This window comes from Bradyrhizobium sp. SZCCHNGR1005 (assembly GCF_032489995.1).
In the GTDB taxonomy this organism is placed as follows: domain Bacteria; phylum Pseudomonadota; class Alphaproteobacteria; order Rhizobiales; family Xanthobacteraceae; genus Bradyrhizobium.
In genome coordinates this window covers 1206665-1218721 of record NZ_JAUEZC010000002.1, presented here as the reverse complement: position 1 = coordinate 1218721, position 12057 = coordinate 1206665, and the positions used below count along the sequence as shown (strand labels likewise).

The window sequence follows — 12057 nt, the reverse complement described above, 5'->3', positions numbered from 1 at the left end:
CAGGTCGTTATGCCGAAACAAGAGCTGAGCTCCGGACGCGGAGAAGGTTTAGCGCGCTGGCTCGAAGATTTCGGACTTGGCCAATATCACGACCTGTTCGTTCTTCATCGCATCGATCTCGACGTCATCCCCGATCTGAATGAGGCCAATTTCGCCGAACTCGGCATCCCGCTCGGCGATCGCAAGCGGCTGCAACGCGCGGCAGCCTCGCTACGCGCGGCGGCTCCCGAGACTCAAGAGAACTCAAAGAGCGCCGCGCCACGCACGACCGTGCTGGCCGAGCGGCGACAGCTCACCGTCATGTTCTGCGACATGGTGGATTCGACTTCGCTGTCCGAACAGTTCGATCCGGAGGACGTCCGCGAGATCATCGCAAGCTTCCGCGAGACCTGCGTGCGGGTGGTGCGCTGCTACGAAGGCTTCGCGGCCCGCTATGTCGGCGATGGCATTCTGGTCTATTTCGGGTATCCGAACGCGCATGAAGACGATGCCGAGCGTGCGGTGCGCGCCGGCCTTGAGATCGTGCGAACGCTGTCGATGGCGCGGGACGACAAGCCCGCCGGCAAGCCGAGCCACACACCCGCGGTTCGGATCGGCATTGCGACGGGACTCGCCGTGGTCGGCGACCTCATCGGCCAGAGCACGGAGGAGCGCGACTCCGCCGTCGGCGAGACGCTGAATCTCGCCGCGCGGCTGCAGGGGCTTGCGCCGGCCAACGGCCTCGTCATTGCGCAGTCGACGCAGTCCCTGCTCAAGGGCAAGTTCGACTACCAAGATCTCGGCATGCACGCGCTCAAAGGGATCACCGAAAAGATCCAGGCATGGCGCGTGGTCCGCCCGTCTCGGGTCGAAACCCGTTTCGCCGCGATGGGACCGCGACTGACCCGGCTCGTCAATCGCGACGAAGAGCTAACGGTGCTGATGAGCCGCTGGCTGCAGGCCAAGGAAGGCAAGGGCCAGGTCGTGCTGCTGTCCGGCGATCCCGGCATCGGAAAGTCGCGCATCGTGCAGGAGATCCGCGAGAGGGTCGCGGGTGAGCCGCATGGCCATGTGTCGTTCCAGTGCTCTCCTTACTATGTCAGCACCCCGTTTCACCCCTTTGTCGAACAGCTCAAATTCGCCCTCGGCCTCGACTATGACAGTCCCGGCGCGCCGTCGCTGTCGGGACTCGAGGCGACGGTCGCCGCGGCCAAGGGCGATGCGGAGCGCGTGGCGCCGCTGTTTGCGGCGTTGCTGTCGATACCGACCGCCGACCGCTACGCCCGCCTCGACCTCTCTCCGCAACAGCAGAAGGACGCAATGGTGGTGGCGCTGGTCAACCACCTGATCGGCCTGGCCAGCGACCGGCCCTTGCTGGTCGGCTTTGAGGACGTGCACTGGATCGATCCGTCTTCGCTCGAGGTGCTCGATCTGCTGGTGGAGAAGGTCCAGAACGCGGGCATTCTCCTGGTGATCACCTGCCGTCCGGAATTTCAGCCCAGCTGGAAGGCCGATCACCATATGGCGATGCTGACCTTGAGCCGGCTCAACCGCGAGCTGCGGACGACCCTGGTCGAACGTGTCGCCGGCCGCACCGAGCTGCCCCGCGAGGTGATCGAGGAGATCATCGTCAAGACCGACGGCGTACCGCTGTTCCTGGAAGAGCTGACCAAGGCGGTGATCGAATCCAACATGCTGACCGAAAAGCAGGGACGCTATGTGTTCGCGGGACCCTGGCGGCAGCTCGCGATCCCGGCAACGCTGACGGACTCGCTGATGGCGCGCATCGACCGCACCGGGCCGTTCAAGAAGATCGCCCAGGTCGGCGCCACCATCGGACGGGAATTCTCCTACAAGATCCTGAACGCGGTGGCCGACGCCACGCCGGACCATATCGAAGCGGCCCTCGATCATCTCGAGGAGGCAGGGCTGATCGTCTGCCGCGGCTATCCGCCGGAGGCGGCCTACACCTTCAAGCATGTGATGATCCAGAATGCCGCGCATGCAAGCCTGCTGCACAGCGACCGGCGCAAGCTGCACGCCAGGATCGCGCAGGTGCTGGCGAGCCAATATCCCGACAAGGCCGAGCGGGAGCCGGAACTGCTTGCCTATCACCTGACCGAATCCGGCCAGAGCGAACCGGCTGCGGGCTTCTGGCTCAAAGCCGGCCGGCAGGCGGCTCAGACCGGCGCCAATCTCGAAGCCATCGGCCATCTGCGGCGCGGGCTTGGCGTCGTCCAGGGCAATCCGCACATGCCACGGTGCGACGAGATGGAGCTCGAGCTCCGGCTCGCACTCGGGACCGCGCTGATCGCCGCCAAAGGTTATGCGGTGCAGGAGGTCGAGGAGAATTTCGCGCGCGCGCTCGAGCTGGGTCAGCGCCTCGACGACGAGGCCAAGGTGTTCGCCGCGATGCGCGGGCTTTGGGTCTGCCACTTCATCCGCGCCGATCTCAAGAAGGCTCACGATCTCAGCGTGGAGCTGCTGAAATTCGCCAAGCGCGATCGCGCCAATCAAACGCAGCAGGTGGCGCATCACAGGAAGGAATATCTGATCGAGGCGCACCGGGCGATCGCGATGACCATGCTGTATCGCGGCCGGTTCACCGCCTCACATCACCATCTGCAGCGCTGCATCAATCTCTACGGCAGCGATCTTTATGACGACCTGCGTGAGCGCCATGGCATCGATTCCGGCGTCGTGTCGCTGTCCTATCTCGGCTATCTGCTCTGGTTTCTCGGCCATCCCGACATGGCGCGCGAATACAGCGAACGGGCAATTTCGATCGCTGGCACGCTGCGCCATCCGTTCACCTTGGCCTTTGCGTGCGAGTTCGGTGCCTATCTGTGCCAGCATCTGCGCGATGTCGAGGGCACCATGCGGCACGCCGAGCGCGCCTTCGCGATCTCGTCCGAACACGGCTTTCTGCATTACAAATATCAGGCCAGCATCCTCAAAGGCTGGGCCGCCGCCGAGCTTGGCGACATCGATGACGGTCTGAAGCAATTGCAGGCCGGCCTCGATGCCTATGAGGGTACGGACTCCTGGCTCGCCAGCTCCTGGTTCAGAAGCATGCTTGCCTGCGCCTATGTCCGCGCCGGCATGCCCGACGCGGCGCTTCGCGCGCTGGACGGTGCGCTCGCCATGGCCAAGCGCACCGGCGACCATTTCTTCCTGGCCGAGATCTACCGCCTGCAGGGAGACATCACCCTGATGCAAGGCGGCCTGACCGCTGCGCCTGATGCCGAGGAGCTGTTTCGCCAATCGCTCGAAATTGCCCGCGAGCAGAGCGCGTTGTCGTGGGAGCTGCGCAGCTCCGTCAGCCTCACCCGCCTGCTGCGCGACACCGGACGGCAGCAGCAGGCCGCGGAGCTCATCCTGCCGGTGTGCCGCAAATTCACCGAAGGGTTTGAGACGCCCGACATGAAGGACGCGATCCAGCTGATGGACGAGCTCGGCCTGGACAGCAAGGATCAGCCATGGAGCGAGCCGACGGATTGAACGAGCTCGCAGCCGCGCGGCAGCATTACGTCGCGCGCATTGCGGGCCGGGAGCACATCGCCTCCGCGCGGCTGCTTGCAGCACTCGAAGCCGTGCCGCGGGAAGCCTTCCTGCGCAAGGGCCCTTGGCGGATCAGAAGCGAATTCTCACGCAGTTACTACAAGACCGAAAGCGCCGATCCGGTCCATCTCTACGACAACGTGCTGGTTGCGATCGATGCGCGCCGGCGCCTGGACACCGGATTGCCGAGTCTCTGGGCTCATTTCATCGACGTGCTCGACGTCGCGGAGGGCGAGCGCGTGGTGCAGATCGGCTGCGGCCTCGGCTATTACTCCGCGATCCTGTCCGAGATCGTCGGCCCCAAAGGTAACGTCCGCGCCATCGAATGCGACGCGGCGTTCGCCGCGCGCGCCGGGGCCAACCTGCGCAGCTACGGGAATGTCGAGGTCGTCTGCGGCGACGGCTGCCGGGACATCGGCGGCAAGGCCGACGTGATCATCGTCCATGCCGGCTTCACGCAGCCGCATCCGGCATGGATCAACGCGCTGCGGCCCGGAGGACGGCTGCTGCTGCCGCTCACCGGCCCCTCGCGCGAAGGCACCGTGATCAGGATCCGGCGGCTGGACAAAGGCTATCAGGCGGAGGCGATCCGGCGCATCGCGATATTTCCCGGCCAGGGCCGCGGCGGCAGCGCGCTCGACCAACGTGTGGTCGAGTGGTGGGAGCGCGCGGCGGCGATCGCGCCCGTGCGCTTCCGTCGGATCGAGCACGGGCTGCCATGCGGCTGAGCGTGGCGGTGGCGCGCTCAGCTCGCTCTTGTTTTGCGTGGACGGCTCACGCCGCGTTCTGGTTGGCTTCCGCAAACGGCGGTAGCATGACACATGCTGACGACTGAGCCTGCATTTTGATCGAGGCCTGGCTGTTACTGAATGCCAGCCTGGTGGATTGCATCAAAAGGGATTGCACGATGACGATGGCGACCGAAACCCTATCCGACCGCACCACGGCTTCGCCGATCGCCCATGTGGTGAGCGCCAGCGTGCTGGGCACCGCGATCGAATGGTACGATTTCCTGATCTACGGCACGGCTGCCGCGCTGGTGTTCAACAAACTGTTTTTCCCGGCCTTCGATCCGTTGATGGGGACGATCGCAGCGTTCGGCACCTATGCCGTGGGCTTCGTGGCCCGGCCGATCGGCGGTGCCATTATCGGCCATTTCGGCGATCGGCTCGGCCGCAAGACGATGCTGATGGCAACGCTGCTGATCATGGGCGCCGGCACGTTCCTGATCGGCTGCCTGCCGACGTACCAGCAGATCGGCATCTGGGCGCCGATCCTCCTGGTCGCGCTGCGCTTCGTGCAGGGCATCGGGCTCGGCGGCGAGTGGAGCGGCGCGGTCATCATGGTGGCCGAACATGCCGGCGATCGCCGCGGCTTCTGGGGCAGCCTGGTGCAGGTCGGATTTCCGGCCGGCGTCGCCGCCTCCACCGCGATCTTCAGCGTAATGAGCGCGCTTCCCGAGGCGAGCTTCCTGAGCTGGGGCTGGCGCGTGCCGTTTCTCGCGAGCATCATCATGGTCGCGATCGGCCTGTTCGTCCGCTTCCGGTTGGCCGAAACGCCTGCATTTCAGGAACTGGTCGCGCGTCGGGAGCGGGTCGCTCAGCCCGTGGTGGAGGTCATCAGGCGCGACTGGTGGAGCTTTCTGCTGGCTGTCGGGATCACCGTCTCCGAGGTCGGCCTCGCCTACATCCTGACGGTGTTCGTGATCACCTATGCCAACAGCAGGCTGGCGCTGCCGCGCGAGGTCGTGCTCAACGCGGTGGTCTATGCCGCTCTCGTCGAATTCATCACCTTGCCGCTGGCGGGCTGGCTCTCCGACATCTACGGCCGCAAGGCGCTGTACCTGACCGGCGCGTTGACCACGATCGTGCTCGCCTTCCCGCTGTTCTGGCTGCTCGACACCAAGGATCCGACCATCATCACGGTCGCGATGATCGTCACCATGACGATGACACACGCGCTGCTGTTCGGGCCGAAGGCCGCCTTCATGCCGGAGTTGTTCGGTACACGCGTGCGCTATAGCGGCGCCTCGCTCGGCGCCAATGTCGCGGCGGCACTCAGCGGCGGATTCTCGCCGATGATCGCCACCGCACTGCTGGTCTGGGCCGGCGCGTCCTGGGCGATCTCGCTCTACATCATCGCACTGTCGGTGATCAGCGCGCTGGCCGTGCTGGCGACGCCGGAGACGGCGCGGCTGCCGCTGAAGAGCTGAGTCTCGCGGCCGCCACAATCAGCCGCCGTGCTGGGCGACGAGGCTGCGATAGAGCTCGGCATATCTGCCGGCGCGGTGCCGCCACGAAACGTCGGTCAGCATGCCGTTGAGCTGCATGCGCGGCCAGTTCGAGGCATGGCTGCGTGAGGCGAAGAACGCCGCCGCAGCGCGCCGCACCGCCTGGTCGAGGTTTTCAGCCGTCACCGGGCTGAAGGTGAATCCGGTGGCATCCGGACCTGCCGCGCTCTCGTCGCGCACGGTGTCGGCGAGGCCACCGACCGCCGCGACGATCGGGATCGCGCCATAGCGGAGCGCACAGAGCTGGGTCAGGCCGCAGGGCTCGAAACGCGACGGCACCACCAGCGCGTCGCAACCGGCCTGGATCAGATGCGCCAGCTTTTCGTCATAACCGGTGACGACGCCGATATGGCCGGGATCGCCGGCAGCGGCAGCGCGAAACGCATCGCGCAGGTCCGCATCGCCGTCGCCAAGCAGCGCCAGCTGCATGCCGCCGCTCGCGAATGTCGGCAGGCACGCCAGCAACAGATCGAGCCCCTTCTGCCAGGACAGCCGGCTGACCACACCGAGCAGGAAGGCATCCGGCGAGACCTCGAGCCCCATGCGCCTTTGCAGCGCCGCCTTGTTGGCGGCGCGCGCTTCGAGCCGCTCGACGCTGTAGTTCGCGGGAAGCGCGGAATCGGTCGCGGGATCCCATACCGCCGTGTCGATGCCATTGAGGATGCCGGACAGATCGCCCGCGCGCTGGCGCAGCAGACCAGCCAGCCCCATGCCGTATTCGTCGCTCTGGATCTCGACGGCGTAGGTCGGCGACACCGTGGTGATGCGATCGGCGAACTGGAGGCCCGCCTTCAGGAAACTGATGTCGCCGTAATATTCGACCCCATAGATCGAGAACGATTCCGGCGGCAGCCCAAGGGGGCCCAGCAGGTCGCGGGGAAAGCGGCCCTGGAACGCCATGTTGTGCACGGTCATGACCGTGACCGGATGCGGCTGATGGCTGTAGAGCAGATAGGCCGGCATCAGCCCGGCCTGCCAGTCGTGGCCGTGGACCACATCCGGCACGAAGCCGGGCGCGGAGCCAAGCCCGATATAGGCCGCGGCGCGCGCCAGCGCGGCAAAGCGGAACGCATTGTCCGGCCAGTCCGTGCCGTCAGATTGGACGTAAGGATTGCCCTCGCGCGCGTAGAGATGCGGCGCATCGAGCACGAACAGATCGAGCTCGCCATGCGAGCCGCCGAGCAGCCGCGCGTTGCCGCCGAAGAAATTCGGCAGCGAGCTGATCTCGCTGGTCTGCTCCAGCGCCTTCATCACCGCAGGATAGCCCGGCACCAGCGTGCGCATCTCGACGCCTTCGGTCCTGAGCGCAATCGGCAGCGCACCGGCCACATCGGCAAGCCCGCCGGTCTTCACGATCGGATAGATCTCCGACGCGACCGACAACACGCGCATGGGCGTCATCGATTGAGCCCGTCAATCATCGGCTGGGTGATGAGAGTGACGCCGTTCTCGGTTGTCCGGAAACGCTTGGCGTCGAATTCGGGGTCTTCGCCCACGACCAATCCTTCCGGAATCTGCACGCCGCGATCGACCACCACGTTCTGCAGCCGTGCATGGCGGCCGACATTGACGTAAGGCAGCAGCACCGAATTGTGCAGCCTGGAGTAGGAGTGCAGGTGCACGCCCGTGAACAACAGCGAGCGTTGCACGCAGGCGCCGGAGACGATGCAGCCGCCGGACACCAGCGAACAGGTCGCCTCACCGCGGCGGCCATCCTCGTCATGGACGAATTTCGCCGGCGGCGTGATCTCGGAATAGGTCCAGATCGGCCAGGTGCGGTCATAAAGGTCCAGTTCGGGCGTCACGTCGGTCAGGTCGAGATTGGCCGCCCAATAGGCGTCGACCGTGCCGACGTCGCGCCAGTAGCTGCGCGGATCGTGGTCGGTGCGCACGCAGGAGCGGTTGAACTGATGTGCGACCGCACGGCCGTTCTTGACAAGATAGGGAATGATGTCCCTGCCGAAATCATGGTTCGAGTTGGGATCGGCCGCATCGCGCTTGAGCTCGTCGAACAGGAACTTCGCGTCGAACACGTAGATACCCATGCTGGCGAGCGACATGTCGGGCTTACCCGGGATCGGCGGCGGATCTTTCGGCTTCTCGATGAAATCGCGGATGGTTTCATCCTCGTTCATGTGAATGATGCCGAAGCCCGAGGATTCCGCGCGCGGCGTCTCCAGGCAACCGACAGTGACATCGGCGCGCTGGTCGACATGCTGCTGCAGCATCAGTTCGTAATCCATCTTGTAGACGTGGTCGCCGGCGAGCACGACGATGTACTTGCTGTTGTAGGTCTCGAGAATGTCGATGTTCTGATAGACTGCGTCAGCCGTGCCGACGTACCACATGGTCTCGGACACACGTTGGCTTGCCGGGAGAATGTCGAAGCTTTCGTTGCGCTCGGGACGGAAGAAATTCCAGCCCATCTGCAGATGGCGGATCAGGCTGTGCGCCTTGTATTGGGTGGCGACCGCGATGCGGCGGATGCCGGAATTGACCGCGTTTGACAGCGCGAAATCGATGATGCGCGACTTGCCGCCGAAATGGACCGCGGGCTTGGCGCGGCGGTCGGTCAGCTCCAGGAGCCGGCTGCCGCGTCCCCCTGCCAGCACGAAGGCGAGCGCGTGGCGTGATAGCGGCTCAGTTCCGGCGGGTGCCATGGTTTCCTCCTTTTGCGTCGGCAGTGCGATCGGTCCGCCCGCATGCCGAACCGGCATGCAACCGGGCCGTTGCCCACCTTAATATGACTGAGGAACAGCCAACCAGTTCCGTTTGCGCTATGCAATGCCCGTTGCGCTGTGCAAGGCCGCGGTCAGCCGAGCCGATGCCAGGTCGCCACCATCTCAGGCCATCGTGGCGGGTCCGCCCCCGGCCGGGTGCAGGTCACTGCCGCGCAGGCGGCAGCAAAGGAGAGCGTCCGGCGGAGCTCCGCCGCACTGAGCGCGGCCAGATCATCCCGCCCGACTCGGCCCAATGCGCGCAGTGCAAACAACAGGCCGGCCTGGAAGCTGTCGCCGGCTCCGATCGTGTCAACGACCTCGATTGCGGGCGCCATGACCTCGACCGCACCGGCCTTGCGGTGCCAGGCCAAAGCCCCCTTCGGCCCGCAGGTCACGACGAAAAGATGACAGCCACCTCTCAGCAGGATCTCGGCGCGTGCGGCATAATCGTCGCCGCCATAGAGGTATTCGAAATCGACATCCGACATCTTGATCATGCCAGCCAGGTTGGCGAATTCGTCCATCCGCACCCGATAGGCCGCCTTGTCCGTGACCAGGTTCGGCCGGCAGTTCGGATCGAACGAGATCGTCGCATGATGACGGGCCGCGTCGATCAACGCACGCGTCTCGGCCGCGCCGTGGTCGTGGACCAGGGTGGTCGAGCCGACATGCAGCGCTTCCACCGTATCGAACGGGATGCTGCCCGGCCGATAGGTCCACTTCCGCGCCGCGGTCTCGGCGTCATAGAACGCATATTGCGCCTCGCCGGCGATGTGCTGCACGAAGGCGAGCGTGGCCTGGTCGGCGCTGCGGGTCGCATAACGCAGGTCGACCTGCGAACTCTGCGCGTGCTCGGCGATCATGCGGCCGAACATGTCGGTCGAGATGCCGCCGACAAAGCCGGTCGGCACCTCCAGCCGTGCCAGCCCGACCGCGACATTGAGACAGGAGCCACCGACGACCGGCCGCAGAGCGGCCCGTCCGTCCGCCGTAGCCGCCGGCACGAAATCGATCAGCGCATCGCCACAACTCAGGATCATGCGCGTCCCTCCGTTACGATGTCGCGCATCATCGCGCGACTGTCGCGATCGAGCCTGCGCATCAGCCCGTGCACCTCACGCTTCCTGCGATGAAAGGCGACAAGCTTCGGGTTGGTCGGGTCGCTCGAACGCCCGAGTGCCGACATCGCCGCCATCGTGTCGCCGATCGAGCGGAAGGTGCCGCTCGCGACCGCACCGAGCATGGACGCCCCCAGCAGCACCGGCTCCTGGGTGCGCGGCAGCGCCACCACGAGCCCCGTGGTGTCGGCCATGATCTGTCGCACCAGCGGACTGCGCGACGCGCCGCCCGCCATCACCACGATGCGGCTTTTCACATCGTTCGCTGCGAACGCATCGATGACGTCGGCGAGACCATAGGCGAGGCCGCAAAGGGCGGCGACGAACAGCCGCTCCATCGCGCCGATGTCGGACGCGAGGTCGAGGCCGGCGATCACCGCGCGTGAATCCGGATCAGCGTAAGGTGAGCGATTGCCCAGAAACTCGGGAAGGACATGAATGTCGCGTGCAAGGAGTGCGGCCGCACCCGGAGCTTTCACGCGCGCGATGATCCGCCGCTCCAGATAGTCGATGACGTCGATGCCCTGAGCCCGCGCGGCGGCGCTGGCCTCCCCATAGCAGGGATGCGAACGGAGCAGATGATCGATCGCCGCACCCGCCGCCGATTGACCGCCCTCGTTGAGCCAGAAGCCCGGCACCATGCCCTGGTAATAAGGCCCCCACACACCTGGCACGAAGCACGGCTCGACCGTGGTTGCCATGATGCAGGCCGACGTCCCCATGATGTAAGCGAGCCGTTCGCAGACATTGACCTCGGCACCATCGGCCTCGCGGCCGCCGATCGCGCCGACGCCGCCGGCATGGGCGTCGATCAGCGAAGCTCCGACCGGCGTGCCGGGAGTGAGGCCGAGATCCTGCGCCGCGGCGCGCGAAAGCCCCGCGCCAAGCGGCGTGCCTGGCGCCACGATGTCGGTGCCGATCCGCGCATAGTTCTCCTCGACGAAGTCTTGCAACCCGATCCGCCGGAAATAGTCGGCGCTCCAGCGCCCGTCATGCGCGAGGTAGTTCCACTTGCAGGTGACGGTGCACATGGAGCGCGCCGGCGAACCGGTCGCGCGAAAGGTGAGATAATCGGCGAGATCGAAGAAATGACCGGCTTCATCGAAGCTCTGGCGCAGATGCCGTTTCAGCCACAGCAGCTTCGGCATCTCCATTTCCGGCGAGATCACCCCGCCAACGTAGCGCAGCACCTCGTGCCCAGCGGTGTTGATGTCGCGCGCTTCCGGGACGGCGCGGTGATCCATCCAGACGATCACGTTGCGCGCGTGATCGCCCGATGTGCTGACGGTGAGCGGCCCGCCCTGCTTGTTCAGCACCACCAGCGAGCAGGTCGCATCGAAGCCAAGGCCTTTGACCGCATCAGGGGTGACGCCGGCCTCCGCCAGCGCCGCCCGCACCGCGATGCAGCAAGCGCTCCAGATGTCGTCGGACGACTGCTCGACGATGTCGCCAGCCTCCTGCCACAGTCTGATCGGGTGCCGCGCCGCCGCGAGCAGGTGGCCGGCCTCGTCGAATATCCCTGCGCGTGTGCTCGACGTTCCGACATCGACGCCGATAAAGGCCTGCCGCATGTTCCACTCCCGCCAATGATTTGACGCGAGCTTACCAGCAAGTGTAGCCGCCATCGACCACGACGACGCTGCCGGTCATCAGGCTGGCCGCCTCGGAGGCGAGGAACAAAACGACCGACGCGATCTCGTCGACCCGCCCCATCCGCGCCATCGGCGTGCCGCCAATCCAGGCATCATACATGCGCGGATTGTTCTTCACGAAGGCGTTCAGCGGCGTCTCGATATAGGTCGGCGCGACCGCATTGACGCGTACGCCGCGCGCACCCCATTCGGCTGCCAGCGACTTGGTCAGATGGTGCACTGCAGCCTTGGAGGCGTTGTAGAAGCACTGCTCCTGCGGCTTGTTGACGATGAAGCCGGACATCGAGCCGATATTGACGATGTTGCCGGATTTCGCCGCCAACATGTGCTTGCCGAACGCGCGGCAGCACCAGAAGGTGCCGTTCAGGTTCACGTCCAGCACGTTGAGCCAATGCTCATCGGTGACGGTCTCCGCCGGCGTCTCGCTCCGGGCGATGCCGGCATTGTTGACGAGAACGTCGACCTTGCCGAACCGCGCCGCCAGTTCATCGGCAACCTCGGTGACGCGCGCCGAGTCGGTCACGTCCATGATCACGGTTTCGGTGTCAAAGCCCTTGCCCTTCATCTCGGCCTGCGCCGCAATGGCAACCTTGGGATCGCGGTCGGCGATGACGACCTTGGCGCCGGCTTCCGCCAGCGCCTCGACACAGGCGAGCCCGATGCCCTGCCCGCCTCCGGTCACCAGCGCGATCTGTCCGTTGAGCCTGAATTTTTCCAGATACATGGTCGTCGTCCGT

Annotated in this window: 8 protein-coding genes; 3 read left to right on the top strand and 5 right to left on the bottom strand. The window is 65.4% G+C overall.

Translation table 11 applies throughout. The annotated features are described in order from the left end of the window. Positions 1–9: 9 nt before the first annotated feature. The 3 genes from QXZ85_RS11685 (at position 10) to QXZ85_RS11675 (ending at position 5752) form a co-directional block, all read left to right on the top strand. Positions 10–3480, top strand: a complete 3471-nt coding sequence (locus tag QXZ85_RS11685) for an adenylate/guanylate cyclase domain-containing protein (protein ID WP_315767536.1) — start codon at positions 10–12, stop codon at positions 3478–3480. Next, positions 3477–4268, top strand: coding sequence for a protein-L-isoaspartate O-methyltransferase family protein (locus QXZ85_RS11680; protein WP_315703110.1), 792 nt, complete (start codon positions 3477–3479; stop codon positions 4266–4268). The genes QXZ85_RS11685 and QXZ85_RS11680 overlap by 4 nt, the downstream gene beginning before the upstream one ends. Positions 4269–4447: 179 nt before the next feature. Continuing rightward, on the top strand, positions 4448–5752 hold the full coding sequence (locus QXZ85_RS11675) for an MFS transporter (RefSeq protein ID WP_315767537.1): 1305 nt from the start codon (positions 4448–4450) through the stop codon (positions 5750–5752). 18 nt (positions 5753–5770) lie between these two features. Here the strand turns inward: QXZ85_RS11675 and glgA are convergent, their stop codons facing one another. From glgA to QXZ85_RS11650, 5 genes are all read right to left on the bottom strand, one after another. Continuing rightward, a complete protein-coding gene (gene glgA, locus QXZ85_RS11670) occupies positions 5771–7231 on the bottom strand; it encodes a glycogen synthase GlgA (RefSeq protein WP_315767538.1) in 1461 nt (486 codons plus the stop codon). Beyond that, a complete protein-coding gene (gene glgC / locus QXZ85_RS11665; protein WP_315742448.1) occupies positions 7228–8490 on the bottom strand; it encodes a glucose-1-phosphate adenylyltransferase in 1263 nt (420 codons plus the stop codon). Before glgC ends, glgA begins: the two co-directional genes overlap by 4 nt. A 152-nt stretch (positions 8491–8642) precedes the next feature. Next, complete coding sequence (locus QXZ85_RS11660; RefSeq protein WP_315701722.1) at positions 8643–9590, bottom strand: carbohydrate kinase; 948 nt, start codon at positions 9588–9590, stop codon at positions 8643–8645. Beyond that, on the bottom strand, positions 9587–11239 hold the full coding sequence (locus tag QXZ85_RS11655; protein WP_316174152.1) for an FGGY-family carbohydrate kinase: 1653 nt from the start codon (positions 11237–11239) through the stop codon (positions 9587–9589). Before QXZ85_RS11655 ends, QXZ85_RS11660 begins: the two co-directional genes overlap by 4 nt. A gap of 31 nt (positions 11240–11270) precedes the next feature. Next, a complete protein-coding gene (locus tag QXZ85_RS11650) occupies positions 11271–12044 on the bottom strand; it encodes an SDR family NAD(P)-dependent oxidoreductase (RefSeq protein ID WP_315742445.1) in 774 nt (257 codons plus the stop codon). Between the last annotated feature and the right edge of the window lie 13 nt (positions 12045–12057).